The organism is Pseudoalteromonas sp. SR43-3 (assembly GCF_014163875.1).
GTDB lineage: Bacteria > Pseudomonadota > Gammaproteobacteria > Enterobacterales > Alteromonadaceae > Pseudoalteromonas > Pseudoalteromonas distincta.
Window position 1 is genome coordinate 81616 of record NZ_JACJEC010000001.1, and the last position, 26481, is coordinate 108096.

Annotated in this window: 27 protein-coding genes and 1 tRNA gene; 17 read left to right on the forward strand and 11 right to left on the reverse strand. The window is 37.8% G+C overall.

All coding sequences use genetic code 11. From position 1 onward, the window contains the following. The first annotated feature begins 1 nt into the window (after position 1). From H5088_RS00300 to H5088_RS00320, 5 genes are all read left to right on the forward strand, one after another. Positions 2 to 643, forward strand: a complete 642-nt coding sequence (locus H5088_RS00300; RefSeq protein WP_182751940.1) for an MBL fold metallo-hydrolase — start codon at positions 2 to 4, stop codon at positions 641 to 643. A gap of 106 nt (positions 644 to 749) precedes the next feature. Then, positions 750 to 1208, forward strand: coding sequence for an Lrp/AsnC family transcriptional regulator (locus H5088_RS00305; RefSeq protein WP_002960703.1), 459 nt, complete (start codon positions 750 to 752; stop codon positions 1206 to 1208). Positions 1209 to 1337: 129 nt separating this feature from the next. Then, positions 1338 to 2894, forward strand: a complete 1557-nt coding sequence (locus tag H5088_RS00310; protein ID WP_002960702.1) for a SulP family inorganic anion transporter — start codon at positions 1338 to 1340, stop codon at positions 2892 to 2894. Positions 2895 to 3143: 249 nt separating this feature from the next. Continuing rightward, a complete protein-coding gene (locus H5088_RS00315; protein ID WP_024596641.1) occupies positions 3144 to 4220 on the forward strand; it encodes a sensor histidine kinase in 1077 nt (358 codons plus the stop codon). Continuing rightward, positions 4213 to 5037, forward strand: coding sequence for a LytTR family DNA-binding domain-containing protein (locus tag H5088_RS00320; RefSeq protein WP_024596642.1), 825 nt, complete (start codon positions 4213 to 4215; stop codon positions 5035 to 5037). Before H5088_RS00315 ends, H5088_RS00320 begins: the two co-directional genes overlap by 8 nt. Positions 5038 to 5313: 276 nt before the next feature. Here H5088_RS00320 and pyk read toward each other — a convergent pair whose 3' ends face one another. Beyond that, the gene (gene pyk, locus H5088_RS00325; RefSeq protein ID WP_024596643.1) at positions 5314 to 6750 is read right to left on the reverse strand and encodes a pyruvate kinase; all 1437 of its coding nucleotides are present in this window, start codon (positions 6748 to 6750) and stop codon (positions 5314 to 5316) included. Positions 6751 to 7127: 377 nt separating this feature from the next. Between pyk and gndA the strand changes: the two genes are divergently transcribed. Next, entirely contained in the window at positions 7128 to 8501 is a 1374-nt protein-coding gene (gene gndA / locus H5088_RS00330) for an NADP-dependent phosphogluconate dehydrogenase (protein WP_182751941.1), read from the forward strand. A gap of 68 nt (positions 8502 to 8569) precedes the next feature. Here gndA and ansA read toward each other — a convergent pair whose 3' ends face one another. Together ansA and sppA are read right to left on the reverse strand one after the other, a co-directional pair. Beyond that, positions 8570 to 9580: an asparaginase gene (gene ansA / locus H5088_RS00335; RefSeq protein ID WP_002962901.1), complete on the reverse strand. Its 1011-nt coding sequence runs from the start codon at positions 9578 to 9580 to the stop codon at positions 8570 to 8572. A gap of 82 nt (positions 9581 to 9662) precedes the next feature. Then, a complete protein-coding gene (sppA, locus tag H5088_RS00340; RefSeq protein ID WP_182751942.1) occupies positions 9663 to 11528 on the reverse strand; it encodes a signal peptide peptidase SppA in 1866 nt (621 codons plus the stop codon). A gap of 219 nt (positions 11529 to 11747) precedes the next feature. On the opposite strand from sppA, the gene H5088_RS00345 reads away from it, so the two are divergent. The 7 genes from H5088_RS00345 to H5088_RS00375 all read left to right on the forward strand — a co-directional run bounded on the left by H5088_RS00345 (position 11748) and on the right by H5088_RS00375 (position 17110). After that, positions 11748 to 13709: an FAD-dependent oxidoreductase gene (locus tag H5088_RS00345; protein WP_182751943.1), complete on the forward strand. Its 1962-nt coding sequence runs from the start codon at positions 11748 to 11750 to the stop codon at positions 13707 to 13709. Between the two features lie 93 nt (positions 13710 to 13802). After that, the gene (locus tag H5088_RS00350) at positions 13803 to 14486 is read left to right on the forward strand and encodes a DoxX family protein (RefSeq protein WP_182693918.1); all 684 of its coding nucleotides are present in this window, start codon (positions 13803 to 13805) and stop codon (positions 14484 to 14486) included. A gap of 129 nt (positions 14487 to 14615) precedes the next feature. Continuing rightward, positions 14616 to 15164 carry an NAD(P)H nitroreductase gene (locus H5088_RS00355; protein WP_138489000.1) on the forward strand — a complete coding sequence of 183 codons (549 nt, stop codon included), beginning with the start codon at positions 14616 to 14618 and terminating at the stop codon, positions 15162 to 15164. 203 nt (positions 15165 to 15367) lie between these two features. Continuing rightward, the gene (locus H5088_RS00360; protein ID WP_024596649.1) at positions 15368 to 15745 is read left to right on the forward strand and encodes a hypothetical protein; all 378 of its coding nucleotides are present in this window, start codon (positions 15368 to 15370) and stop codon (positions 15743 to 15745) included. Between the two features lie 144 nt (positions 15746 to 15889). After that, positions 15890 to 15980: transfer RNA gene (locus H5088_RS00365), tRNA-Ser, on the forward strand. Between the two features lie 53 nt (positions 15981 to 16033). After that, positions 16034 to 16420, forward strand: coding sequence for a hypothetical protein (locus tag H5088_RS00370; protein ID WP_024597253.1), 387 nt, complete (start codon positions 16034 to 16036; stop codon positions 16418 to 16420). Between the two features lie 69 nt (positions 16421 to 16489). After that, complete coding sequence (locus H5088_RS00375) at positions 16490 to 17110, forward strand: FKBP-type peptidyl-prolyl cis-trans isomerase (RefSeq protein WP_182751944.1); 621 nt, start codon at positions 16490 to 16492, stop codon at positions 17108 to 17110. A 360-nt stretch (positions 17111 to 17470) separates the two neighbouring features. Here the strand turns inward: H5088_RS00375 and H5088_RS00380 are convergent, their stop codons facing one another. Together H5088_RS00380 and H5088_RS00385 are read right to left on the reverse strand one after the other, a co-directional pair. Further along, positions 17471 to 19840, reverse strand: a complete 2370-nt coding sequence (locus H5088_RS00380) for a TonB-dependent receptor (RefSeq protein ID WP_182751945.1) — start codon at positions 19838 to 19840, stop codon at positions 17471 to 17473. 215 nt (positions 19841 to 20055) lie between these two features. Continuing rightward, on the reverse strand, positions 20056 to 20445 hold the full coding sequence (locus tag H5088_RS00385) for a YkgJ family cysteine cluster protein (RefSeq protein ID WP_024597255.1): 390 nt from the start codon (positions 20443 to 20445) through the stop codon (positions 20056 to 20058). A 280-nt stretch (positions 20446 to 20725) separates the two neighbouring features. On the opposite strand from H5088_RS00385, the gene H5088_RS00390 reads away from it, so the two are divergent. Both H5088_RS00390 and H5088_RS00395 read left to right on the forward strand, forming a co-directional pair. Next, positions 20726 to 20905 carry a hypothetical protein gene (locus H5088_RS00390; protein WP_002961145.1) on the forward strand — a complete coding sequence of 60 codons (180 nt, stop codon included), beginning with the start codon at positions 20726 to 20728 and terminating at the stop codon, positions 20903 to 20905. Between the two features lie 199 nt (positions 20906 to 21104). Beyond that, positions 21105 to 21533: a hypothetical protein gene (locus H5088_RS00395; RefSeq protein WP_002961147.1), complete on the forward strand. Its 429-nt coding sequence runs from the start codon at positions 21105 to 21107 to the stop codon at positions 21531 to 21533. Positions 21534 to 21670: 137 nt separating this feature from the next. Here H5088_RS00395 and H5088_RS20215 read toward each other — a convergent pair whose 3' ends face one another. From H5088_RS20215 to H5088_RS00410, 4 genes are all read right to left on the reverse strand, one after another. Next, entirely contained in the window at positions 21671 to 21877 is a 207-nt protein-coding gene (locus H5088_RS20215; RefSeq protein ID WP_259398070.1) for an alpha/beta fold hydrolase, read from the reverse strand. A gap of 421 nt (positions 21878 to 22298) precedes the next feature. Further along, positions 22299 to 22658 carry an alpha/beta fold hydrolase gene (locus H5088_RS20220; RefSeq protein ID WP_259398071.1) on the reverse strand — a complete coding sequence of 120 codons (360 nt, stop codon included), beginning with the start codon at positions 22656 to 22658 and terminating at the stop codon, positions 22299 to 22301. A 160-nt stretch (positions 22659 to 22818) separates the two neighbouring features. Then, the gene (locus tag H5088_RS00405; RefSeq protein WP_182751946.1) at positions 22819 to 23166 is read right to left on the reverse strand and encodes a hypothetical protein; all 348 of its coding nucleotides are present in this window, start codon (positions 23164 to 23166) and stop codon (positions 22819 to 22821) included. 53 nt (positions 23167 to 23219) lie between these two features. After that, positions 23220 to 23630: a hypothetical protein gene (locus H5088_RS00410; protein ID WP_182715353.1), complete on the reverse strand. Its 411-nt coding sequence runs from the start codon at positions 23628 to 23630 to the stop codon at positions 23220 to 23222. Positions 23631 to 23923: 293 nt separating this feature from the next. Between H5088_RS00410 and H5088_RS00415 the strand changes: the two genes are divergently transcribed. Then, a complete protein-coding gene (locus tag H5088_RS00415) occupies positions 23924 to 24397 on the forward strand; it encodes a hypothetical protein (protein WP_182751947.1) in 474 nt (157 codons plus the stop codon). 27 nt (positions 24398 to 24424) lie between these two features. Then, positions 24425 to 25012: a DUF1287 domain-containing protein gene (locus tag H5088_RS00420; protein WP_182748935.1), complete on the forward strand. Its 588-nt coding sequence runs from the start codon at positions 24425 to 24427 to the stop codon at positions 25010 to 25012. Positions 25013 to 25047: 35 nt separating this feature from the next. Here the strand turns inward: H5088_RS00420 and yfaE are convergent, their stop codons facing one another. Together yfaE and nrdB are read right to left on the reverse strand one after the other, a co-directional pair. After that, complete coding sequence (gene yfaE / locus H5088_RS00425) at positions 25048 to 25320, reverse strand: class I ribonucleotide reductase maintenance protein YfaE (protein ID WP_182681337.1); 273 nt, start codon at positions 25318 to 25320, stop codon at positions 25048 to 25050. Beyond that, positions 25320 to 26450 carry a class Ia ribonucleoside-diphosphate reductase subunit beta gene (gene nrdB / locus H5088_RS00430; protein WP_182751948.1) on the reverse strand — a complete coding sequence of 377 codons (1131 nt, stop codon included), beginning with the start codon at positions 26448 to 26450 and terminating at the stop codon, positions 25320 to 25322. The genes yfaE and nrdB overlap by 1 nt, the downstream gene beginning before the upstream one ends. Between the last annotated feature and the right edge of the window lie 31 nt (positions 26451 to 26481).

Consider the following 26481-nt stretch of genomic DNA (forward strand, 5'->3'; position numbering starts at 1 on the left):
TATGGAAATCATAACTATACCTGTCACTGCCTTTGCACAAAACAGCCGTATTATTTGGTGTAGCGAAACTAAACACGCTGTGGTTATCGACCCAGGTGGCGACACTGATAAAATAATAACGGTCCTTAATGAGCATAAACTAGCATTAAGTGCTATTTGGTTAACGCACGGGCATTTAGATCATGTGGGTGGGGCTGATATTTTACGAAATCAATTTAACGTACAAATTATTGGTCCACAAAAAGATGAGTACTTTTGGTTTGAAAACTTACCTATGCAAGCACAGATGTTTGGATTTAAACCCATTGAACCGTTTTATCCGGATATTTGGCTAAACCATAATGACACCGTGAGAGTAGGTAAACTTAGCTTTTTAGTGAAACATTGCCCGGGGCATACACCCGGTCATATAGTGTTTTACCAACCAGACTATGAGTGCGTTATTGTCGGTGACGTTATTTTTAAAGGCTCAGTAGGGCGCACTGACTTTCCTAAGGGGAACAGTGAACAACTTATAGAGTCGATTAAGACGCATATTTTAACCTTACCTGATAATACTAAAATATTGGCAGGACATGGTAGCGACACTACGGTGGGGTTTGAAAAGAAAACAAATCCTTTTATAAGTGGTAAGTTTGGTTAAGTTGCTTATTTTAAGTTTACAAACTGCATAAACATTAAAAATAAGCAGACTGAGTTTTAAAATGGTTGTATAATTTAACCAGTTTATTTGATAAATAAGAAATAAAATGTCTCTAAATCACGTAGATCGCCAAATATTGGCACTTTTACAACAAGATGCTAGTTTATCAACCGCAGAAATTGCAGATAAAGTAGGCTTGTCTCAATCTCCATGCTGGCGTCGAATCGCTAAGCTAGAGCAAGATGGTTATATAAAAAGCAAAGTGGCTCTTTTAGATGAGAAAAAACTTGGCTTTGATATGCTTGTATATGCACATGTGCGTTTATCAAATCACGGTAAAAAGAATCTTGCTGAGTTTGAAAAGCTGATCATGAGCTACGACGAGGTAACAGAGTGTTACACTATGGCTGGTACCATGGACTTTATGCTACGCATAATTTCACAAGGCATAGAAGGGTATGAGCATTTTGTGCGCGATAATTTACTAAGCTTAGAATACGTCCAAGAAGTACATTCTAATGTAACAATGACATGTGTAAAACGCAGTACTTCCCTTCCTTTGTAAAAGCACTTCTTTTAAAAGCTAAACCATTTTTAGTTTAGCTTAACCACATAATGATAATTGTTAACTGAGCGCTAATTTGGTAGAATTTAGCGCTTTTTTTGATACCCATTACATCATTTGAGGACCTCAATGTTTAACTTACTCAGTAGGGCGCCTAGCTCTGCTAAAAACGATATTCTATCTGGATTAACTGTGGCGTTAGCCTTAGTCCCAGAAGCAGTTGCGTTTGCCTTTGTTGCAAATGTAGAACCTTTGGTTGGTCTATATGCCGCGTTTATCGTTGGTTTAATTACGGCTATTTTTGGTGGTCGCCCTGGTATGATTTCAGGTGCAACCGGTGCACTAGCTGTTGTCATGGTAAGTTTAGTGCTTGATCACGGTGTTGAGTATCTATTTGCAACTGTGTTGCTGATGGGAATACTGCAAATTCTCGCGGGTGTATTTAAGCTCGGTAAGTTTATCCGTATGGTTCCTCATCCGGTAATGCTTGGTTTTGTAAACGGGTTAGCAATTGTTATATTTTTAGCTCAGCTAGGGCAGTTTAAAGTGCCAGATGGTATGGGCGGACAAGAATGGATGACAGGTAATCCATTATTTATCATGCTTGGCTTAGTTGCATTAACCATGGCAATAATCCACTTTTTGCCAAAATTGACTACAGCAGTGCCTTCATCTCTAGTTGCTATTGTAACTGTAACTGGATTAGTGATTGGATTTGATTTAGAAGCGCATACAGTATTAGATTTCTTAAAAGGAATGACTGGAGACGAAACAGCAACAATCGCTGGCGGCTTACCTGAATTTCATATTCCTATGGTACCGTTTACTTTCGAAACGCTACAAATTATTTTTCCTTATGCACTTATTTTAGCGGCTATTGGTTTAATTGAATCATTATTAACGCTTAGCTTAATTGATGAGATTACAGAAACCCGTGGTCATAGTAATAAAGAATGTATTGGTCAAGGTGCTGCAAATATTACCTGCGGTATGTTTGGTGCAATGGGTGGTTGTGCAATGATTGGTCAATCAATGATCAATATAAATTCAGGTGGTCGCTCTCGTTTATCAGGTATAAGCGCTGCACTTATGCTACTTGGTTTTATTATTTTTGCCTCTAGCTTAATTGAAATGATCCCATTAGCTGCACTTGTTGGTGTTATGTTTATGGTAGTACTTGGTACATTTGAATGGGCAAGCTTTAAAATGATGAAGCGCGTACCATTATCTGATGCATTTGTAATTGTTCTTGTGTCGGGCGTGACGGTTATTACTGATTTAGCGATTGCTGTATGTGTGGGTGTTATTGTATCGGCTTTAGTATTTGCTTGGCAGCATGCGAAGCAGATATATACAACTAACTACATTGATCAGGAAGGCGCTAAGGTGTATGAACTACATGGTCCGTTATTCTTTGGCTCTGTTAAAAACTTTTCTGAGTTATTCGATGTGAAAAATGATCCTAAAAATGTGATTGTTGAATTTAAACACAGCCGCGTATCTGACCACAGTGCAATAGAAGCAATTGATACACTTGCTGACAAATACACAAAAGCAGGTAAACAACTTCATTTACGTCACTTAAGTAAAGACTGTACGCAGTTGCTTCATAAAGCACGTGATTTAGTTGAAGTGAATGTGATTGAAGATCCAACGTACAAGGTAGCATCAGATAAACTAGCTTAATTTACACAAAGCTATTGATATTTAAAAAGCGGAAGGTGGATAACCTTTCGCTTTTTTAGTGTCTCGACTATTTGTTTGCGGTAAGACTCTTAAAAAGCAAGGCAAGCTGTAGTGCTATGCAAACTCATAAATCTATATAATAAGGCTATCTAATTTTGTGAAAATTAGCCCTACATAGGTAAAAATAATAAAAATAACAAACGCCTATTTTATGGAATTAGTTTTAACCATACGGAGTAAACATCTATTTTGAACTGGCAATCTTTAGTCGATAACAGGCAACGTTTTTTTTGGCTTTTGCAAATCGCGGGCTGGATTGGTTACGCGTTAGTAAATTATATCGGCTCTAAAGTATTTGAAATGCGTGATATATACGTATTTGTTATTTTATTGAATGCTTACGCTGGTTGTTTAATGACAGTGCCGCTTAGGTATATTTACCGTAAAATTTGGAATGCCTCGCCTTGGGTATTAATGATTGTAGTATTTGGTGCCTCTTATATAACGGGCACTCTATGGGCTGTCGTTCAAAAATTCAATCTATGGGAAATATACCGCCATGGTTATAGACCAGAGGAGTGGTTTTATTACCTGCAGCAAGGTTTAGATTCGGTTTATATTATTTTATGTTGGAGTGGTTTGTACTTTGGCGTTAAATATTATCAGTTATTACAAAGTGAGCGACAAAAAGCGTTAAAGGCCACAACGATGGCACACGAAGCGCAACTAAAAATGCTCAGGTATCAGCTCAACCCCCATTTTCTATTCAATACACTTAACGCTATTTCTACTTTAATTTTGGTTAAAGAAAACAAAGATGCTAACTTAATGGTAGCAAGGTTAAGTGACTTTTTACGTTACACACTTAATACCGATCCAATTAAAAAAGTACCGCTTGAGCAAGAGCTACATGCTCTCATGCTTTATTTAGAAATAGAGCGCGTCCGTTTTGATGAGCGATTGAAAGTAAATGTAGATATTAGCGAGCAAGCAAAAGAGGCTTTAGTACCGAGCTTAATTTTGCAACCAATTATAGAAAACGCGATTAAATATGCCATTGCCCATCTGACAGAAGGTGGTGTAATTGATATTAAAGCACAAGTATTTGCGAATGAATTATTACTAGAAGTGGGTGACAACGGCCCAGGCACTGAAATACTTGATGGCCAATTAGTTAACGCTCAAGGTGTAGGTGTTGCTAACACCAAAGATAGATTAAAAACGTTGTATGAAAATAATTATTCGTTTGTATTATCACATAATACGCCAAGTGGATTAAAAGTTAATCTGCGAGTACCTTTTGAGAAGGCTGTGAAAAATGACTAAAATAAAAACACTCATTGTTGATGATGAACCGTTAGCGCGAAAAGGTTTAGCGGTAAGACTTGAAGAATATTCTGATATTGAAGTAATTAAATTGTGTAGTTCAGGCGCTGATGCAATTGAAATGTGCCAAAGCGAGAAAATCGATTTGGTTTTTTTAGATATTCAGATGCCAGGTATGAATGGCTTTGAGGTGGCAAGAGCGCTTAGCGAAAGTACAAAAGTACTACCTGCTATTGTATTTGTAACTGCTTTTGATCAGTTTGCTGTAAAAGCATTTGAAATTCATGCTCTCGATTACATTTTAAAACCCGTTGATGATAACAGATTAAAACAGGCGGTAGAAAAAGTGCATACTTATTTAAAAACGCAGCAAGACAACGCCCATAAGAAAAAACTAGCGAGTTTTGTAGCCGGTATTACTGGTAATAATTGCGAAGAAATATTAAAAAAATTAGCCACTGGCGATACCTTAACAGATAGACGTTACCCAGAATCGCTTGCAGTAAAAGAGCAGGGTGAAATTATACGGGTACCTGTAGCGACTATCCAATGGGTTGATGCTGCAGGTGACTATATGTGTTTACATTGTGAAGATGGACAAACGCATATACTTCGTAAAACAATGAAAGAGCTTGAGCAAGAGCTAGACCCTCAGTTATTTGTGCGTGTACACCGCAGTGCGATAGTAAACACAAAACAAATTAGTAAGCTGGTTACACAAGTAAGTGGCGAGTATTTATTAGTACTTGAAAACGGACAAGAATTAAAAGTGAGCCGTAGCTATCGAGATAAGGTTAAAGCGGCATTAGCAAGTTAAAGCCAACGCTTTTATTACAGGTACAAAAAATGCGAGCTAAGCTCGCATTTTTTATATTTAGTAATTATACCAATCCGCAACAATACTTAGTTATTTTGCGGGGCTAACGTGTCGCTACCTGTGTTAAAAAATTCTCATTTACGACTGCATGGATGCAGAAGGTAGAGCAATGCAGGAGCAATTGCCGAGAACAACTAAATAGCGATTTTTTGAATAGCTATCAACACGTTTTTCTATCCTCAAAATAGATCACTTAATTAAGCGAATTGGTATTAATTATGCGACAGTTACAATTTTCATTGTGTTAGTTGCGCCCACAGTTTCCATTGAGTCACCGTGAGTAATAATTACTGTATCGCCAGACTGTAAAGAACCTTGAGAAACTAAAGTATCAAGTGCCGCTTTTACCATACCGTCTTTTTCAGTTTTTGTAGAATCAAAAAATACTGGGTAAACACCACGATAAAGTGCTGTTTGACCTAATGTACTCGCATGACGTGAAAGCGAGTAGATTGGTAAGCCAGAGCTGATACGTGACATTAATTTAGCCGTGCTACCAGATTCAGTAAGCGTGATGATAGCTTTAACAGAATCTAAGTGATTAGCTGCATACATAGCAGAAAGTGCGATAGATTCTGCATTGTTAGAAAAACGACTATCTAAACGATGCTTAGAAACATGCGTTTCTTTTTGAGATTCAGCACCTAAACAAACACGTGCCATAGTTGCAACAGTTTCTTCAGGGTAATCACCAGCAGCTGTTTCAGCTGAAAGCATTACAGCATCTGTTCCATCAAGAACAGCATTTGCAACATCCATAACTTCTGCACGTGTAGGCATAGGGTTATCGATCATCGATTCCATCATTTGCGTTGCTGTTACTACAGTACGGTTTAATGAACGAGCACGACGAATAATTAGTTTTTGCTTGCCCATAAGAGCTGCATCACCAATTTCAACACCTAAATCACCACGGGCAACCATTACAGCGTCAGACGCTAGAATGATGTCATCAACAGCTTCTTGTGTTTCAACGGCTTCAGCACGTTCAATTTTTGCAAGTAGTTGTGCTTTTGAACCAGCAGCTTCAGCAAGTGAGCGTACGTAGCGCATATCGTCGCCACTACGTGGGAATGATACGGCAATGTAATCTACGTCAATTTCAGCGGCAGTTATTAAATCTTCTTTATCTTTTTCAGTAAATGCTGGAGCAGTTAAGCCACCACCTAAACGGTTAATACCTTTATTGTTAGATAAAACACCGCCAACAGTTACAGTACAATGTACTAAGTGCCCAGCTACTTCATCAACAGTTAGTTGAATAAGGCCGTCATTTAGGAGTAGTAAGTCGTTAGGGCTAACGTCGTTAGGTAATTCTTTATAATCAATACCTACAGAGTTAACATCGCCTTCGCCTTTTTCCATTTTTGCATCAAGAGTGAACTTTGCACCCACAGAAAGCGTTACTTTACCTTCTTTAAAAGTAGAAACGCGGATTTTAGGGCCTTGAAGATCAGCAAGAATAGCAATATGCTTGCCTAATTTTTTTGCAATATCGCGTACAGCTTGCGCACGGTCTTTATGATCTTGGGCAACACCATGTGAGAAGTTTAAACGTACTACATTAGCCCCAGCGATAATAATTTTTTCTAAGTTGTTATCTCTATCGGTAGCAGGTCCAAGGGTAGCGACTATTTTCGTGCGTCTTAGCATCAATTTCTCCTGTTTGCTTGGTGAAAGCATGTTGACGTTATTTTGTTGAATTAAAATATCTATATTAGATTAAAATATTTTAATTATGTGCAAACTTCAAAGGTTTGCCACTATTTTATACAAAACTATTGTGTCATCATTATGACACCGGTGTCAGAATGCGTCAATGATCTTAATTTCAATTAGCGTTGCTTTTAGTCACCCCGAGAGCATTGATGTTTGATATAATTACGTAGCTTATTTATCTGTAATAAAAAAGCATGTTGTATGGGCTCATAGTTAGTATTTTATGACTGTATGAGTATAATGCACGCGGTATTATTTAATTTATACACTGAATTTTCTAACCAAATAGTTGTTACCGAGGAGGACACTAGATGCAAGTTGCATTAGTAGGGTTAGGCGTTATGGGAAAAAATCTTGCCCTAAACTTGATTGAAAAAGGGATAACGCTAGTCGCTTATGATAAAAACCCACATGCGGGTGAAGAGTTACTAAGTTGTGCCAAATCACAAGGCATGGCTGATAGGCTTCACATTGTCTCTGATTTAAGTGACATGGTAAGGCGTTTAGAGGCACCTCGTTCTATTTTATTACTTGTTCCAGCTGGTGAGTTAGTTGATACAGTTTGTAATGAACTTGTAGAGGCCGGCGTTAATTGTAAAGATATGATAGTCGATTGCGGCAATAGTAATTATAAAGACGGTATAACGCGTAAACTCAAATACCAAAATAAATTTGAATTTGCCACTATGGGAATTTCTGGCGGTGCAGAAGGCGCTCGCCATGGTCCTGCAATGATGGCAAGTGGTTCTGAAGGTGGTTGGGAACGTATTGAGCCATGGTTTGAAAAAGTAGCTGCTAGCTATAATGGCGATTCATGTTTTGCACGTGTTGGCCAATCAGCAAGTGGTCATTTTGTAAAAATGGTTCACAACGGTATTGAATACGCACTGATGCAACTTATTGCAGAAGTGTACCAATTACTTCGTTTAGGTACTAATCGTTCTCCAAAAGAAGTAGCTGAGATATTTAATGACTGGTCAGAAGGTCAATTAAATAGTTACTTACTGTCTATTTCTAGCCATATATTGTCACTTGAAAATCATAATAATGTACCGCTTGCGGACTTAATTGATAATAAAGTTGGCGCTAAAGGCACTGGTCTTTGGACTGCGCAAAATGCACTCGAACTTGGTATTGCTGTCCCTTCACTTGTTGCTGCTGTTCAAGCTCGTCATTTAACTAATGCATGCAACACAACGGCTGCACAAGAGATGACATATGCATCTAAATCAACGAACAATGTTGAAATTGATTTAGAAGAGCTAAAAGACGCGTTCTTACTTGCAAGCTTACTTGCGTATCGTCAAGGTCTAGCGCTAATTAAAGGTGCATCACGTACTCATCAGTGGAAAGTAGATTTATCTAAAACGCTTCAAACGTGGCGCGCTGGTTGTATAATTCGTGCTGACTACCTTGATAGCGTTGCACAAGGTGTTGAATTTATTGACACTCTTGAAAAAGAGTCTAACTCTTTGCGAAAAATTACCGGTCAAGCAATAATGACTGGTTTAGCATTCCCTGTATTGGGAGCTACACAAACGTATTTAGCAACATTAACTACACCGAGTAATGGGCATTTAGTTCAAGCCCAGCGTGATTACTTTGGTGAGCACGGCATAAAAACCCACAGTGGTGAAATGTGTCATTTAACTGATTTAGTAGATATAGACGCTAAAGTTAGATAAAAAACAGTTGTTTAAAACGATAAAGGCACGCTATTTAGCGTGCCTTTTGTATTTTTACAGGCTAAAAATTAACGGCTCAACTCACCACGTAAGTTATCTTGCATTAAATGACGAATCGTTTCGACTTCAAGCTTTTGGCTAAATAAATAATGTAACTTAGTTAAACATGCTTCAAGAGTCATATCGTACCCACTTATTACACCAATATTTAATAGCGCATTACCTGTTGCATAGCCACCCATGTTTACATGACCTTTTAAACACTGAGTTAAGTTAACAATTACGACGCCACGTTTACTTGCTTCTTCGAGTATTGACAAAAAGCTCGGATCTTGTGGTGCATTACCTACACCAAAACTCAGTAGCACCAGTGATTTAATATTGCCATTGACCAAGCTTTTAACTACCTCTTGGCTAATGCCTGGGTACAAATAAAGCACCCCGATAGGTTGAGGTGTAATAGGTGTAACTTGCAGCTCATTTTCAACATATGGGCTAAGCTGACCCTTAATAAGTTGAATATTAATACCCGATAACGCGAGAGGGTCTAGATTCGGCGAGGCAAAAGCATTAAACCCATCCGCGTGTGCTTTAGTTGCTCTATTACCTCTAAACAGTTGGTTATTAAAAAAGAGACTTACTTCAGCAATAGGATAATTTGCAGCTAAATACATGGCATTAAGTAAGTTTACTTGGCCATCAGAACGTAATTGTGAGAGCGGAATTTGTGAGCCGGTTACAATCACAGGTTTAGTCAAATTTTCGAACATAAATGACAGCGCTGAGGCTGTATACGCCATAGTATCAGTGCCATGGAGCACCACAAAACCATCATAATCTTGGTATTTATCTTTGATATCATTAGCAATGAGTTGCCAATGCTCTGGAGACATGTCTGAAGAATCTATAAGAGGGCAGTATTCGTGAATATCAAACAAAGGCATTTCATCACGATTAAATTCTGCGTTATTCACTACGGTTTCTGTTAAAAAACCTTCAGCTGGAATATAGCCTCGACTCGATTTTTTCATACCTATAGTACCGCCAGTATAAGCGATATAAATGCGTTTACGTTTCATAAAAAAAGCCCAGTAAAAAAACTGGGCCTAGTATAACGTTAAGCAGCTTTAAATACAGCTGATTAGGTGAAGCTATGCACTTTTATTGTGCAACGTTACACACTAAACAGCGTGCGTATACACCTTGTGGATCGTTGTAATCTTTAAGGTTTTCAACTTCAGTACTTAATTGGTTAATAACACTTCGTAAATTAGCTTGTGTTGCTAACACAGATATTTTTTGTGTTTGCAAACCAAGCATAGATTTAATAGACGCATTACCAAAAATGTTTTGAATCATTTTTTCTTGCGAACTTAAATCTTGTTTAATAGTTTTAACTTCATAATGATTAAGCTTGGCAAGTGCAGCTGCGGCTTCAATCGCACCTTGTTTGTCGCCTAGCTTATCAACCAAACCTAGTTCAAGTGCTTGAGATGCAATCCATACGCGGCCTTGGGCAATTTTGTCAACCTGCTCAGGCGTCATATTACGCGCATCAGCAACAACATTTAAAAAGCGACCGTATGCTTCCTCAACGTTCATTTGAATTACTTGACCCATCTTTTCATTTAGTGGACGAGTGATAGAAAAGCCAGCCATTTCGGTTGTTGCAACGCCATCTGAATAAACACCAATTTTCGATAAGGTTTTCTCAAATGTCATAAACGTACCAAATACACCAATTGAGCCTGTAATTGTACTTGGTGCTGCCCAAATTTCGTTTGCAGCAGAGGCAATCCAATAACCACCTGATGCAGCCACAGAACTCATTGAAGCAATAACAGGTTTACCAGCAGCCTTAAGGGCTAATACTTCAGCACGAATAACTTCAGAGGCAAACATACTACCGCCACCAGAGTCTATACGTAGTACAACCGCTTTAACTTTATCATCTAGGCGTGCTTTACGAAGTAGGGCAGCTGTAGAGTCACCCCCAATTTCGCCTGCTTTACGCTCACCATCAACAATCGTACCTTTAGCAACAACTACCGCTACTTTTTCGGTAATAGGGTTATCAATTTCAATAGGCGGTTTAATTAAGCTTAAGTATTCACGAAATGAAACTTGCTTAAATGTCTTACCATCTTCTTGTGTGCCTACTAAATCAATTAATTGTTTACGAACTTGCTGATTTGTTTTTAAAGAGTCAACCCACTGGTGATCAAGTGCATATTTACCTGCATCGCCATCGGCAGCTTTCATTTTTTCTAGATATACGTCCATTGTTTCGTCAAAATTTGACTCATCAAACGGGCGAACAGCGGCAACATCTTGTTTGTATTCGCTCCAAAGAGCGCCTAACCAAACGCGGTTAGCTTCTTTAGCTGCATCGGACATGTCGTTACGAATAAAAGGTTCTACTGCTGACTTAAATGTACCAACACGGAAAATATGCTGCGTTACTTCAAGCTTTTCAAGTGCATCTTTAAAGTAAAGCGGGTACATGCCATAACCTTCAATACCTACGCTGCCGTATGGGTGCATAGCTATTTCGTCAGCATGCGATGCAATATAGTATTGTGCTTGAGTATAGTAATAACCCGATGCAATTACTTTTTTGCCAGCTTGCTTGAAGGCATCAATAGCCTTTGTAATTTGCTTAAGTTTATTTAAATGTGCTTTAGGCATCTCTTGTAAATCAAGCAATATCACCGAGATACGATCGTCTTTAGTCGCTTCGTTTATTACTTCAACAATATCGTCGAGTAATATTTCGCTTGGTGCTTCAGAACCAGAAGTTGCATCACTAATTGCGGCTTCAACTGGGTCTATATATGTTTTCTCTTCAACAATAGGGCCATTTAAGTTAAGCCTGAGTACAGAGCCATTTTCAACTATTATTTGATCATCGTCACTTGAGAGTGACACAAAGAAAACAATTACCAGTAATAAAAACAAAATGTTTAGTATTAAGCGACGAGAAAAATTAATTCCAGCCCAAATACCTTTAAATACCTTTGCTATCAAAATAGCTCCTTAATTTGGTACAGTTAATACATTAGTTCCATCTTAGCCTAGAATAAAAATAAATTTAACTGCTAAATCGTAACGAAGTGTTTATGAACCTATATAAACGTAAGTTTTTACTGCTATTTTTAATTAAATGCATGCACATATTGCTTATTACTTGCCATTAAAGCAGAATTAGCTAATGTATACAGGTTAGACCAGTTAACGGGGCACAAGATGTTAGAACAACAATTACAACTAAAACACACACAATTACGTAACCGCTTGGTTATGGGCTCAATGCATACAGGCCTTGAAGAGGGCTGGCATAACCGCAAACGCTTACGTGCATTTTATGAAGCACGTGCAAAAGGTGGCACCGCGATGTTAATTACAGGCGGATACAGCCCTAATTTACGTGGCAAGCTAACACCAATTTCTTCCTCATTTAATAGTTATTACGATGTGTTTAAGCATCGCGCTTACACAGATGCTGTGCATAAACACGGTGGAAAAATTTGTTTGCAATTATTACATGCTGGACGTTATGCATACCATCCTTTCAATCAAGCACCAAGTGCAATAAAAGCACCTATTAATCCTTATAAACCTAAAGCGATGTCGCTTGGCTCGATTAAAAAAACAATTAAAGACTTTGCGCATTCTGCCTATATGGCTGAAAAAGCCGGCTACGATGGCGTAGAAGTCATGGGTTCTGAAGGGTATTTGATTAATGAGTTTATGGCGCCTCATACCAATAAACGCGATGATGAGTTTGGTGGCAGCTTAGAAAATAGAATGCGACTTGCACTTGAAATAGTTAAAGCTGTAAGAGCAAAAGTATCTGAAAAATTCTTAATTATTTTTAGATTGTCGGTCATTGATTTGATTCCAAACGGTTCAACACCAGAGGAAGTTGTTATTCAGGCTACCGAACTTGAAAAAGCGGGTGTTGATATATTTAACACTGGTATTGGTTGGCACGAAGCGCGTGTACCGACTATTGCGAGTATGGTGCCACCGGGTGCATTTAAAGAAGCATCAAAGCGTTTAAAAGACGTAGTTAATGTCCCTGTGATTGCTGTTAACCGAATTAATACTCCAGAAATTGCTAACGATATTTTAAATGCAGGCGAGGCTGATTTAATTTCGATGGCACGTCCGTTATTGGCTGATCCTGAGTTTTTTAATAAGTATGTAAACAATCAATCTAAACAAATTAATATTTGTATTGGATGTAACCAGGGTTGTCTAGATCACGTATTTAAAAATAAACGTGCTACGTGTTTAGTTAATCCACAAGCTGCATTTGAGCTAGATTACCCGCTAGAGCAAGCAGCTAAAGCTAAAAATGTATTAGTTGTCGGTGCAGGTCCTGCTGGTTTATCAGCAAGTTGTTACTTGGCTCAAAAAGGGCATAACGTCACGTTAATTGATCAAAAATCGCAAATGGGCGGTCAATTTAATTTAGCCATGCAAATACCGGGTAAAGAAGACTTTAACCATACACTTACTTACTTCACTAATGAGCTCGAGCGATTAAAAGTAACTGTGGAGCTTAGTAAAGCTTACGACGATTCAATGCTTAAAGATTATGATGATATTGTTTTTGCAACAGGCGTTAGGCCGCGTGAAGCCTCTATTAAATGTAGTGATGATAAGCGTGTGTTTGCTTATGACGAAGTCATACGCGGCGAAGTAGAATTGGGCAAATCAATCGCTATTTTAGGTGCTGGCGGTATTGGTTTTGATATGGTTGCTTTTTTAAGTGAACATAAATCACAATCTATTAGCGAGTTTAAAACGCAATGGGGGATTGAGTGTGATGCACAACCTCATAAAGACGAGCGCCAATTGTATATGTTAAAACGCAGTTCGGGTCGTTTTGGTAGTGAGCTTGGTAAAACCACTGGTTGGATACATCGCCAAGTTGCTAAACAGCATGGTGTTAAACAAATTGCTGACTGCCAATATCAAAGTTTTGATAAGAATGGGTTAACAATTAATGTTGCTGGAGAAGTTCAAGTACTGCCGGTAGATACTGTTATTGCGTGTATTGGTCAGGTTTCTAATAGCGAAGTGCTAGAAGGTTACACAGATAACGCAAAAGTGCATGTGATAGGCGGAGCTAAATTGGCTGCTGCAATTGATGCTAAACGCGCTATTTTTGAAGCTCTACAAGTGGCGAGAAGTATTTAACCTTTGTAAATAAATTGAAATAGTTTATCAATCTATACGGTCTTTTTTGTTTATAGTCTATAACTTAATAAACATTGAACACACAGGATACGCATGAATAAACTAATCAGTTTTTATAACACAATATTGGGTAAACTATCGTTTTTAGATGGTTTACCTGCTTTACTATTTCGCTTAATTTTAGCTCCCGTTATGATCATCGCAGGTTATAACAAACTTGCTATAAGTACTGAAACAGAAGGCTTTCTAAATAACTTTTTAGCATCGCCTGATGTCGTTCAATGGTTTGGTAATAGTGAATGGGGTTTAGGCTTACCGTTTCCTGATTTACTAGCCTTCTTAGCTGGATGGAGTGAATTTTTAGGTGGTTGGTTGTTATTATTTGGCCTTTTAACTCGCTTAGTCAGTATCCCGCTTATGTTCACAATGGTTGTAGCGGCTACTTCAGTACATTGGCATAACGGGTGGTTTGCAATAGCGCCGACTAATCCAGAAACAAGTGCTGCGCAAGTACTTGATTGGTTATCTATCCCAGGTGCAAAAGAAAGCCTCGAAAACTCATTAGAAGTACAAGACAGGATAGGAAAAATTCGAGACTTAGTTGAAGAGCACGGCTTTCCTGATTACCTATACGAAAAAGGTAAACCATCTATTTTAAATAATGGCATAGAATTTTCGGCAATTTATTTTGCTATGCTCTTAAGTTTATTTTTTATGGGCGGTGGGCGTTTTGTTAGTTTTGATTACTGGTTAAAGCGAAACGTTATAAAAAAATAGCGCATTAAATGTATTTTATTAACGGCTGCATAGTTGACCCTTTGCGGCCGTTTTGCATTTTAATTTCTCGGTATTTATTATTTAAGGTTTTAAATGTTACTCTATCGTTTTGAATTTTGAGGAATCGTTATGAACGCTATCGAGCTTTTACTTACTCGCCAATCAGACTCTAAACTAACAGAGCCGGGCCCTACGCCTGAGCAGCTCGACATAATTAAGCAAGCAGCATTACGTGTTCCTGATCATGGCTGTATAGCACCGTGGCAGTTCATCATTGCTCAAGGTGATGCACGCAATAAACTGGGTGAAATTTACCATCAAAGTGCAGTGGCAGAGCAACAGACAGAAAAAGTAATTAACCGTGCTAAAGAGCTTCCCCTTCGTGCGCCTATGATTGTAATAGCAATTGCTAAATATCAAGAACACCCAAAAGTTCCTCGTATCGAGCAGGTACAAAGTGCAGGCTGCAGTGTATTAGCAATGCAACAAGCTGCATTTGCTCAAGGTTTAGGTGGTGTTTGGCGCACAGGTTACTTTGCACAAAGTAGAGCAGTCAAAAAAGCGCTTAACTTACATGAGCAAGATGAAATTGTAGGGTACTTATACATAGGTACTCCTCAAGTTGAGTGTAAAAAGTCACCTCGCCATAAACCAGAACATTATTTTAGTAATTTGTGAAATAGTATGAACTTTATGCAATTTGCATAGTCATAATTCATTAAGGTTACTAAGAGTAATATAAAAGAGTTAGTGGTTTGGCTGTGAGAAGCGCTTGGAAGCACAAAAGTTAATAATTCTTCTTCAGTTTGTTTTTTAATCGGTTGTTTTTTGATACATTATGGAAAGTCTTAATAAAAATAACGATAAAGAAGACGAAAACAATGGGAAATTTATTTTTACAGGAAAAAGAAAACTGGCTTGCGTGGTCAATTTGGGGAATTGTTGGTGCTTTTGTAACCTTGTATGTTGCAATGAGTACAAATGCAGCGCATTTTATAGCAGGCTCTGCAATAGGTATGCTAATACTGTTAACTTTGTGGATGCAACAGTCTAAACGTTTTGACTTTGGACGGGCATTTAAAGTGTGTTGTTATGTTTTAGCGCTAAGTGTACTCCCCGCTTTTATGTTTGTAATAGTGCCAAGTGATGATTTAAATCGATTTGACTTAATTTTTCAAAGTGTAACATTCGCGGCATTGAGTTTATTGGCTTGTTTAATTTGTTCTTGGATTGCTCGCAGGCCTAAACAATATTATTGAGTATTGAATTAATAAGCGTGTTGAAGTAATTAGCTTAACAAAAGAGCAATGTGACTTGTTTTTAATCGTTTAATTATTATTTACGATTAATTTATATTTAGCTCTTTACAAGTAACACGTTTAACCATATTATTCGCGCCGTACGGAGAGATGGCAGAGTGGTCGAATGCACCGGTCTTGAAAACCGGCATGGGTTTATAGCCCATCTAGGGTTCAAATCCCTATCTCTCCACCATTATTTAAAAAAACCGCCTTATAGGCGGTTTTTTGCTTTGTGGAGTTTAATTAATGACTAAAGCAACGAACCTATCAACCTCACAGCTATTAATAAAACATCTTTTATTATGGGTGGTATTTGGTTACTGCTATCAAAGTGCTATTAGCTTGTTGGCAAAAATGGCGGTCGACGCACAGCCAGAATATCCATTAATTACCGCTTTTGCTTATGGTCTTGGTTTTAATATTTTGGCTGCCCATCTTATTACTAAATATGATAAACATTGGCCAGTAATTGGCTCTGCTTTTATTGGTTTAGTAGGCTTAGTTGCAGTGCCATTTTTATTGTCTGGTGAATCTGGATTATTAGCTATTCCTTTACTTGTTGGAATTTTATTCACTTTACCGCTTTGTAGTTATATTGTTGGCCTAATTAAGCTAAAACTCAGCAAAAACTAGCCCCAAACGGGGTTTATTTTGTGATAGCATATAAGTGTCTTTTAACTAACAAAACGTGAAAAACACATTATGTCAGATAATTTTACTACAGATGCTGAAAAAGCAAGTTACGGTATTGGCTTACAAATGGGTGAGCAACTTAAGTCTAATCCTTTTGAAGGCTTAAACCTAAATTCAGTATTTGAAGGCATGAAAGATGCGTACGCTGGTAGCGCATTTCAAGTTGAGATCCCTGAGATTCAAGCTGCATTCGAAAAGATTAACGAAGAGATCCAAGCTCGTCGTGAAGAAGAATCTAGAGTACTTTCTGCCGAAGGTATTGCATTCTTAGAAGAAAACGCAAAACGTCCTGAAATCACAGTAACTGAGTCTGGTCTTCAATACGAAGTACTAGCGACTGGCGAAGGCGAAAAGCCAACAGCTGAGTCTACAGTACGTGTTGATTACCACGGTACACTAATTAACGGTACTGTGTTTGATAGCTCATACGAGCGCGGTCAACCAGCTGAATTTCCAGTTGGTGGCGTGATCAAAGGCTGGACTGAAGCATTACAAATGATGCCTGTAGGTACTAAATGGCGTATCTACGTTCCTCATGAGCTTGCTTATGGTGAACGTGGCGCAGGTGCTGCAATCGCACCTTTCTCAACGCTTGTATTTGACGTTGAACTACACGAAATCATTTCTTAATTTAAATAAATTTTAAAATTAAGAGTTTAAAAAGCCGTATTCAATCTGAATACGGCTTTTTTGTGTCTGTAATCTAAGTGTTTTATACCAATTCGATTAATTAAGTGATCTATTTTGCGCTAAGAAAATAGGGTTGATAACAAGGCAAAAACTTTTTTAACTAATTGTTATCACTAATTGCTCCTGCATTGCTCTACCTTTTGCATCCATGCAGTCGTATATCATAATTTTTTACGCAGTTAGCGCAAAGTTTAATCCCTTGAATTGATCAAGTATTATTGCCGATCGATATTATATATTCTAAAAATAAAAAACCGCATTAATAAAATGCGGTTTATAAACTAAAACTACTTTTAATTATTAAAAATAGCCACGAACACCAAAGCGGAAGTTTCTGCCTGGTAGTGGGGCTTTATCTTTAATAAATGAGCTATGTACAAAACCTAACTCATCAGTAATGTTATCAACGTTTATATACAGCTGTGCATCGACACTGCCTAAACCTAATTGGTAATTAGCTTGTGCATCAAATAACGTATAGCCATCAGTTTGAGTTTCAAAGGCAGTTACATCGTTTTGATCAAAGTAATGAGTACCCGTTAATGTTAGTTGTAAGTCACCTAAATCGTACTGTAACTCAGAGCCTAATTTATTGGCAGGGATACGTGGTAAATTACCTTCGTCGTCTTTTAGTTTTGCACGAGTTGAGTCACCAAATACTTTAACCATAGCGCTTGGTGTTACTTGGTAATGCGCATCAAACTCAATGCCATAAAGCTCTGCGTCTTTACTTGTAAACTGATAAACCGCAACAGCATCGTCATGTGCACCAATAGCTGATTCTAAACCATCTTCTTCATCGTAAACTAAACCCGTATTTTCTTGAAAATAAAAGTTTTTGATATCGTTATAGAAAAAGTTAACGGTGTAACCAAAATCACCGCTAAAGCGTCTAAAGCTTAAATCTAAGTTTGTTGAAGTTTCCTGCTTGATATTTTCTGGCTCAAAATGCGCTTCATTATCTTCAATATTGTAACCAAGGCCTAGCTCGTACGTGCCAGTTGCAATGTGTAAACCGTTAGATAAAAGTTCTGCCGAAAGCGGTGCTCGTTCTGAATGAGAAATACTTGTAGCGATACTATGACCTGGCTTGTATTGCCAAATAGCACCAGCAGAGGCACTTAAATTGGTAAAACTTTCATTATACCCAATGGTTTCTTCGTCGCTGTGATCTATTTCTACTTCATCGTGGCTATGCTCGTGTGCCGTGATTTGGCTTTCAATTTTGTAATCTTCAACACGTGCGCCAAGTTCAATTGTAATGTCGCCAAATTCACGCTCTTCTAGTAAATATAATGCGTTAGTTGTAGTTACACTTGCGGGTGTAAAGGCTTCTTCACCAATTGCATCGTAGTCAGAATCGCTGTAGTGATAGCCCATCATTCCGTGCCAATCAGCAAACTTATGCTCTACATTTAAACGTGCTTCAGTCGTTTTATTTTTAAAAGTAGTACCAATTTCGCCATCTTCAATTTCGCTGTGCGAGTAATCTGTGTAGCCAACACGTAGGTTGATGGTTTCAATCCAGTTATTATGAAGGGCGTAACTTACAAGCCCTTGCCAGCGATCTTGCTCTAAATGTGCATAAACCGGCTCTTCAGCTGCTTCGTCTTCATGTTCTGCATGCTCTTCTTCAGTTTCACCTTCGTGATCGTGATGATGCTCATGCCCAGGAATACCGTAATCGGTATCAATACTACCGTACGAAAAACCAATCGTTAAATGATCGCCAATATAGCTGGTACCAAAGTTAAGTGTTTCGCTATCAATAAATGTGTTTTCTACAGAACTCTCTGTTTCTACATCGCCATCATCGTCGGCAATAGTAAAGGTAGGTGTTTGGTAATCATCGCCACTGCGCTTAGTGCCATCAAAATGAAAGTTAAAGCCTTCATTACCTGTTTCAAGTTTTGCAGCTACTGTGTTTGAGTTTGACACTGTATCGTGGCTGTATTCAGCAGCACCCGTAAGCTCGTCGATATTGTCTGTAGGGATGCGGTTATCAACCACGTTAACAACACCGCCAATTGCACCAGAGCCATAAAGTAGGGTACTTGGGCCACGTAATACTTCAATTTGTTCTGCTGCTAGGCTGTCGCTTGATGTCGCGTGGTCTGGGCCAATGCGTGATGCATCGCTGGCATCTAATCCGTTTTGTGTGATTTTAACGCGAGGGCCATCTAAACCACGAATAATTGGGCTTGATGATACAGGGCCAAAGTAACTTGCATTTACGCCTGGTAAACCTTTTAGCGTTTCACCAAGAGTTGGTTTAGATTTATTTCTTAATTCATCACCTGAGAGCACGCTTACTGGCGATATCATCTCGAGGCTATTTTTATGAAGTGCAGAGGCATAAACAACCACTGTCTCAACTGATGTTGGTTTAAGTGACACAGACAGATTATTTGAAGATTCGCTTACAGCAATACGAGAGTCTACGTAGTTGTCTTTACTAATATGTAATTGGCTATTTGCATCGATTTCTATAGCAAATTCGCCTAAATCATTACTTTTAACGCTTTGGTTTTTGCCATGCACATGAATTGAGGCATTTTTGATTGGTTGATTTTTATCATCCATTACTTTACCAGTAACAGTGGCAGCCAAAGCTGATTGAGAACATAAAACAGAAAAAATAGCAGAGGAGATTAATGTTAACTTTGTCATGGATATATTGGTTCGCGGTTATTATGTTGTGATATAATATAACACCGCAAAATCAGTGAATCAACAATGTTATAGTATAACTTTGTGTTTTGCGATGAATGATCTAAAAATGACGATTAAACCAATTTTATAAAAATTATAATAATAGGTATGTTAATAGAAATACTTATTTATTTAAGTGCGAGACTCATAGCGCTGCAGGTTTATCTGGGTATTTAAGAGCGGCTATCTATCATTATCAAATCTAGTTTATGCTGCGCTCTTGTCTGGTTTGTTATATCTATAGATTCAATCATTTCGCATTCGTCGCGGATCATCTCTGAAATAAGGCTAGGGTAGTGACGGCAGTCTTCTGGACGGTCAAGGTAAATACTGCAGGTATACATATTTTTAGCGAGAGGCTCCTTTTTAGGCGCAATTTCTAAAAATGGGCACACTTGAAGTCTTAAGCCTGTTTTTGGGTCAAACCAAATTTCGTTGTTTTTAACGTACTCATAAATTTCGGGGTTAAAGAGCTCCCATAAACCTATTTCTTCTTTCGTTGCGCTTAAGTCGCCGCCACCATATTTAATACAGCATTTACCACACTGGTTGCACTCTTTCATAATTTGCTAATTTAGTTGGTTGTTAACACATTTAAGTTAGGTATTAGTGTAGCACCAAATTTATTATTAACGCTCTACTGAATTGCCCCAGTGTTTGCTTTTTGGGTGTGTAAAAAAGTTAGATACAATAACTTAAGTTAAAACCCCTTGTTACATTTTATATAGTACAGGCTTTATTTAATGCTTTACTCTAAGGTGGCGAAAAATATTATGAAACCTGCTTGGGCAGCTTTGTAGTTATTAAATGTTGCTGAGCGGGATCCCTAAGTAGGATGTAATTATGAAAGAAGCTGTTACTAAGTTAAAAACAGAATTTAATGCAAAGTTATTATATTGGAACAACCTCAAAAGTAGTAAAGCCAAAGCGGCAATCATCTTATTATTTATAGTTGTCATTGCACTTAAAGTGTTTACGACCATCTTTACGTTGGATTGGGTTGCAAGTTTATTCAGTGTGTGAGGTTACTAAGAGTAATTGCGATAAAGTTTAATTACAGTGTGTTTAACGCCTACGCGATGTTCATTATTAATGTATTATTACGCTATACACCAAATTAAATAAATCAGTTGTTTAAATACATTTTATAATGACTGTAATGATACATTTTAGCTAAATTGAGTCAGTAAATTAGTTTAGTTGCACTAAAGGATAACCAGTGATGATGAATACAAAAATATATAAAGCGGTACATGACCTAGCAGAAGATTTAATGGCGGCGGCTAACAAAAATAACCGAGAAAAATTTGAATCTTTATTTGCTCAATTAAAAGCGATTTGTATTGAAAACGAAAATACCTCAAAAGATCACCCAGTACAATGGGAAACTTTGGCTGATTTTACCGAAGAGCTAGAAGAGGCAATCACGACTTATGAAAAAGCATTAGAAAAGTCTGTTGCGATTAATAACAAAGATCACATGTCATCAGTTTCTTTTTCAATGGCTACATTGCAGCTAGAACTTGGTCAAAAAGACGAGGCTATTAAAAATCTTCAAAATGCTAAGGTTAGTGCTAATAAAATTGAAGACAAAGAGCTTAAAGCTGAAATACACGATCTACTAGAGTCACTTATTGAAGAAGAAGGTTAAATACTTAAAATTTACTAGCTCAGACTTGATCTGACAGTTACCCATATTAAATACTATTTCTTTGGATTTAGCTTAAGTTAGTACAATTTAATGAAACGCTGATGGTTTATACCCTCAGCGTTTTTTATTTCCGCTATTTATAGCTTATCCATAAAGTTCACAATGTACTTTGCAATCTCAACTGGTTTTTCTTCAACACTAAAGTGTCCTGAATCGAGTAAATGTATTTCAGCGTTCGGTACATCTTTTAAATATGCTTTAGCGCCTGCGGCTATAAACGCAGGGTCGTTTTTACCCATACAATTAATGTTGCTGGTTGGTACTTGCGTAAATAAGCTTGCCATTTAGGGTAGTCGAGAAGGTTATTGTAGTAATCTTGTAGCAATTGTACTTGAATTACTCTATCGGATTTAGTTTGTAAAAAGTGAAGATCGTGCGTCCAGCTATTAGGGCTCATTACTTCTGGGTTACTTTGTACGTCTCGTAAATATTGCTTATTAATAATGGCTTTATTAGACGTGAACGAATAAATTTTATCACTCTGCGCTTGTGATTTGTCCTCATTCGCGGCTTTAAAAAAGCTTGCCTCGGTAGGGTTAGCCCCTCTAAATACGCATTACCATTTTGTACAATAAGTGCATCAAGTTTATTTGGGTTATTTAACAACATTCTAAAGCCCACAGGAGCTCCAAAGTCCTGTATATAAAGGCTGTAGTGCTTTACTTTAAGTGTTGTTAGTAATCCTTCAACGTATTGAGCTAGAAATTAAAAAGTATATTTTTGAGTTTTTGGGTTTGGGCGTGCGCTATAACCAGAGCCTAAATAATCAGGTGCAATCACATGATAACGACCTGATAAGAGTGGGATGAATTCTCGGTAGCTGTGTGAAGACGACGGATACCCATGTAAAAGTACAATGGTTTGCTTATGCTGCGCGCCAGCTTCTCGGTAAAATATCTTTTTACCATTTACATTTGCATATTTGTAAGTGGTTTTTGAAGGCCATACAGCATCAGCGGCATATACTTGAGCGGTAAACGTAGATATTGAAACTAATAAAAACACAATAAATGAGACGATGTGAGCAGGTTTTACTTTAAGGCTTTTTTGTATATCTGGGGGCATAGGTAAACTCGTTATTTTTGGTAATGTCGCTTTATTTACCAGACCTGTTATTTACACATTTATATTCAGATAATAACGCTGTAGTTTCACAGCAAAGAAGTGCACAGCTGGAGTAAGTGCAGCTTCGGACCTTACAAGATACTGATGAGCCAATAGTGGGCTAGGGCGTTAGCTCTTTATTGGCCGCTTTTTTGTATTTGAAATAGCTTATTAAATAAACGGCTATTGGAATCGTTGGGCTTAAAAATATGTGAGGATGGAAATAGATACCACGTTCGTCATATAGAAACATATATAACGCGAGCGCAAACGTTGAAGGTAAGGGGAAGGTGATTGCACCGTGCCCAACAGCAGCAAATAGTGTCCACGAGAAAACACTAGGCCAAAGCACAGCTCTGATGTAAGCACCTTTATTAGTCGCTTTAGCCTTTTTAGCGTAATTACGTGAAACAAAATAAGATATTACCGTTGGAAACAAAGTTAAAATGACACTTAACAGTATAAGCATAGTGATTCAATTCCTTTTGATATTATTTGCATAACCCAGTTTTTCACAATGTGTTAATTGGTTTGAGTTAATACCGTTTTTAAAGCAGCAATTTGCTTAATTTCATCAGCTGTTAATGCTTGATATAACCTAGGATAGGGCCAACCATAGCCCCATCTGAAAGTCGATGGTATATAAGGGCTGCCACCAAATCGAACTCCAGCAAGCATAATGTTCGCTATACTCGTTTCGCCGGCTTCAATAACACACTGTTGCAAGGCTTTATCTGCTTCTAAACGTTGCCAATAAGTGCCACCTTGCCAGTAGGCGTAGTCGTGCGCTTTACAACATGCAAGCCACAACTTTTTATCTTTTGTGGTGCCGTCCGGAAAAGCACTACAGCCATCTGATGTGAACGGTTTTATATTTTCAGCATTTACTGTATTACTTAATATGCTCAGTAAGACAATGGGACTGAAACGCATTATTTTCATGCGAAAGAGTGTATTAGTAAAATTATACATGATTCTAAGTGTTACTGTTTTAGTTACAAATAATAACACTTTAAAAAGTATAAAAAAGGTTTTTACTGTTTATAGACCAGTTATGCTTATATGATAATTTTGATTTAGAGCTTTGTGTTTAGATATTCTATGTGTTCTATTTTCTTCGCTAGTTGCGAGGTGTTAATACTAAAAGTGCTGGTTAAAAAATTTACTACAATATTAGATTAAGGTTTACACATGGTGTGTTGCATTTGTACTTTAGGAGAGGAGCTGTGCTAGAACAAATAGAAAATTGGATTGACGCTACAAATTTAAAATACAGTAGTCAAAAAGTGAGTTGTGATAAATTCAGTAATGAATTTTATGGGTTTTATCCTGCCGAGTTTTTAAAAAACGCGTATTACGTTGTTGTAGACCAAATACCAAAGCCAGACTTTGCGGGTCTGCGAGAAATGGGTTTAGGCGATTTTGTAGATATGGATGTAGCAGGAATAACGTATAAAAATACCTATTACCTACTTCCTGAGGTTGCAAAAGATTTGGGGGTTCATTTTCATGAGCTTGTGCATGTAGCGCAGTGGCTTAAACTTGGTCCAGACGTGTTTATCCTACGTTACATTAGCGAAATTCAACGTGTGGGATACAACGACGCACCGCTTGAAAAAATGGCATATGCGCTGGATGAGCAATTCGTAAGTAAAGGCGATAAAATAGATGTGCCTAAGTACGTATCTCAAACGCTGTAATTCAACCTTAGGTTGAAAGGAGTTTATATGTACAGAATTATTGGGTGTTTACTTACTTTAGCGTGTATTAATAGTAATGCAGCATCGTTTGAAGAAGATATTGTTTCAGCTCTGCTTGAGCGTACAACTCATGATGTGACTTACGACGGCGCTTATCGCTCTATTGGCTACCCTGGTGGGGATGTACCTAAAAATATAGGTGTGTGCACCGATGTAATAATTAGAAGTTACAGAAAGTTAGGTGTTGATTTACAGAAACTCGTGCATGAAGACATGCAAAAAAACTTTGCGCTGTATCCATCTAAACGTATTTGGGGCTTAACTAAGCCTGATAAAAATATAGATCACCGACGTGTTCCAAATTTACAAGCTTACTTTGAGCGCCATGCAAACGTATTAAGTAAATCTAACAAAGTGAGTGATTATAAAACCGGCGATATAGTAACGTGGATGTTACCAGGTAATTTACCTCATATAGGTATGGTGATTAATGAGTTATCTCAAGATACGGGTAACCCACTTATTGTGCATAATATAGGGCGTGGTCCGCAAAAAAGCGATATGCTTTTTGATTATAAAATTACCGGACATTACCGGTTCGTTCCACACTATTGATAAGTTTAATAAACGATGGATGTAAGTATTGATTTTTATTTCAGATCAATACTTACATTGCCATTGGGTTTACAGCAGCACAACAGTATTTCGCCTTCACGTACAAACGCAAGTGGCTCTTCGTTATACTCAACACTGCCTGATACTAAAGTTGCTCTACAAGCGCCGCAATAGCCTTCACGGCATTGGAATGCGACGTCTATTTTCATGGATTCTAAGCAGTGTAAAAGAGAAGGGCAGCCAGCGGTAAATTCTATACACTGGCTGTTTTCTGCAAGCGTTATGCTTGCAGTAGACTTGCTACTCATTATAAATCAAAATCACCAAATTCTGATGCATCAACTTGAGAGTCTATTTGACCAACAAGGTATGAGCTTATTTCTGCTTCTTGTGGTGCTACTTGCACGTTATCAGACACTAACCACGAGTTTATCCACGGGATAGGGTTACTGTTATTTTCAAACTGTGCTGGCAAACCAATCGCAGTCATACGTGCATTGGTAATGTATTCAACGTACTGACATAAAATATGTTTATTTAAGCCAATCATCGAACCATCTTTAAATAAGTATTCGGCCCACTCTTTTTCTTGCTCTGCAGCATCAACAAACATTTTAATTGCTTCGTCGCGGCACTGGGCAGCAACAATCGCCATTTCTGGATCGTCCTTACCGTCTTGCATAATGTTTAAAATATGCTGAGTACCAGAAAGGTGAAGTGCTTCATCGCGTGCAATTAGCTTGATGATTTTAGCGTTACCTTCCATTAGCTCGCGCTCAGCAAATGCAAACGAACATGCAAAGCTTACGTAAAAGCGAATCGCTTCAAGAATATTTACTGACATCATAGCCAGGTAAAGTTTCTTTTTAAGCTCAAATAAATTAATGATAACTGTTTTACCGTTAATCTCGTGTTTGCCTTCACCGTATAAGTTGTAAAGCGATACAGAGTTAATTAAGTCATCGTAGTATTTAGTTACGGCATCAGCACGTTCGCTAATTTTATCGTTGCTAACAATGTCATTAAAAATAAGCTCAGGTGCTTGTGTTACGTTACGGATAATATGCGTGTATGAGCGGCTGTGAATTGTTTCACTGAACGCCCACGTTTCTATCCATGTTTCAAGCTCTGGTAGCGATACAATTGGAAGTAGAGCCACGTTTGGCGAACGACCTTGTACACTATCAAGCAGTGTTTGGTATTTTAAGTTGCTTAAAAATATATGCTTTTCGTGATCTGGTAATGCTTGAAAGTCTAAACGGTCTTTACTTACATCTACTTCCTCAGGACGCCAAAAGAAAGACAGTTGCTTTTCAATTAACTTTTCAAAAATTGGGTATTTTTGTTGGTCGTAACGAGATACGTTTACAGTTTGGCCAAAAAACATTGGCTCTTGCATTTGGTTATTATGGTTTCGGCTAAAAGTAGTATAAGACATGTTTATCACTCAAAAAACTATCAGAAAAAGC

Excerpts from the sequence above, each read along its gene's own strand:
- H5088_RS00345 (WP_182751943.1), top strand. The coding sequence starts at position 11,748 with ATGTTAGAACAACAATTACAACTAAAACACACACAATTACGTAACCGC.
- nrdB (WP_182751948.1), bottom strand. The coding sequence starts at position 26,450 with ATGTCTTATACTACTTTTAGCCGAAACCATAATAACCAAATGCAAGAG.
- H5088_RS20220 (WP_259398071.1), bottom strand. The coding sequence starts at position 22,658 with ATGCCCCCAGATATACAAAAAAGCCTTAAAGTAAAACCTGCTCACATC.
- H5088_RS00370 (WP_024597253.1), top strand. The coding sequence starts at position 16,034 with ATGACTAAAGCAACGAACCTATCAACCTCACAGCTATTAATAAAACAT.
- H5088_RS00380 (WP_182751945.1), bottom strand. The coding sequence starts at position 19,840 with ATGACAAAGTTAACATTAATCTCCTCTGCTATTTTTTCTGTTTTATGT.
- H5088_RS00375 (WP_182751944.1), top strand. The coding sequence starts at position 16,490 with ATGTCAGATAATTTTACTACAGATGCTGAAAAAGCAAGTTACGGTATT.
- H5088_RS00405 (WP_182751946.1), bottom strand. The coding sequence starts at position 23,166 with ATGCTTATACTGTTAAGTGTCATTTTAACTTTGTTTCCAACGGTAATA.
- H5088_RS00390 (WP_002961145.1), top strand. The coding sequence starts at position 20,726 with ATGAAAGAAGCTGTTACTAAGTTAAAAACAGAATTTAATGCAAAGTTA.
- ansA (WP_002962901.1), bottom strand. The coding sequence starts at position 9,580 with ATGAAACGTAAACGCATTTATATCGCTTATACTGGCGGTACTATAGGT.
- H5088_RS00320 (WP_024596642.1), top strand. The coding sequence starts at position 4,213 with ATGACTAAAATAAAAACACTCATTGTTGATGATGAACCGTTAGCGCGA.
- H5088_RS00410 (WP_182715353.1), bottom strand. The coding sequence starts at position 23,630 with ATGCGTTTCAGTCCCATTGTCTTACTGAGCATATTAAGTAATACAGTA.
- H5088_RS00385 (WP_024597255.1), bottom strand. The coding sequence starts at position 20,445 with ATGAAAGAGTGCAACCAGTGTGGTAAATGCTGTATTAAATATGGTGGC.
- H5088_RS00300 (WP_182751940.1), top strand. The coding sequence starts at position 2 with ATGGAAATCATAACTATACCTGTCACTGCCTTTGCACAAAACAGCCGT.
- pyk (WP_024596643.1), bottom strand. The coding sequence starts at position 6,750 with ATGCTAAGACGCACGAAAATAGTCGCTACCCTTGGACCTGCTACCGAT.
- H5088_RS20215 (WP_259398070.1), bottom strand. The coding sequence starts at position 21,877 with ATGGCAAGCTTATTTACGCAAGTACCAACCAGCAACATTAATTGTATG.
- H5088_RS00355 (WP_138489000.1), top strand. The coding sequence starts at position 14,616 with ATGAACGCTATCGAGCTTTTACTTACTCGCCAATCAGACTCTAAACTA.
- H5088_RS00310 (WP_002960702.1), top strand. The coding sequence starts at position 1,338 with ATGTTTAACTTACTCAGTAGGGCGCCTAGCTCTGCTAAAAACGATATT.
- yfaE (WP_182681337.1), bottom strand. The coding sequence starts at position 25,320 with ATGAGTAGCAAGTCTACTGCAAGCATAACGCTTGCAGAAAACAGCCAG.
- H5088_RS00360 (WP_024596649.1), top strand. The coding sequence starts at position 15,368 with ATGGGAAATTTATTTTTACAGGAAAAAGAAAACTGGCTTGCGTGGTCA.
- H5088_RS00350 (WP_182693918.1), top strand. The coding sequence starts at position 13,803 with ATGAATAAACTAATCAGTTTTTATAACACAATATTGGGTAAACTATCG.
- gndA (WP_182751941.1), top strand. The coding sequence starts at position 7,128 with ATGCAAGTTGCATTAGTAGGGTTAGGCGTTATGGGAAAAAATCTTGCC.
- H5088_RS00395 (WP_002961147.1), top strand. The coding sequence starts at position 21,105 with ATGATGAATACAAAAATATATAAAGCGGTACATGACCTAGCAGAAGAT.
- H5088_RS00305 (WP_002960703.1), top strand. The coding sequence starts at position 750 with ATGTCTCTAAATCACGTAGATCGCCAAATATTGGCACTTTTACAACAA.
- H5088_RS00420 (WP_182748935.1), top strand. The coding sequence starts at position 24,425 with ATGTACAGAATTATTGGGTGTTTACTTACTTTAGCGTGTATTAATAGT.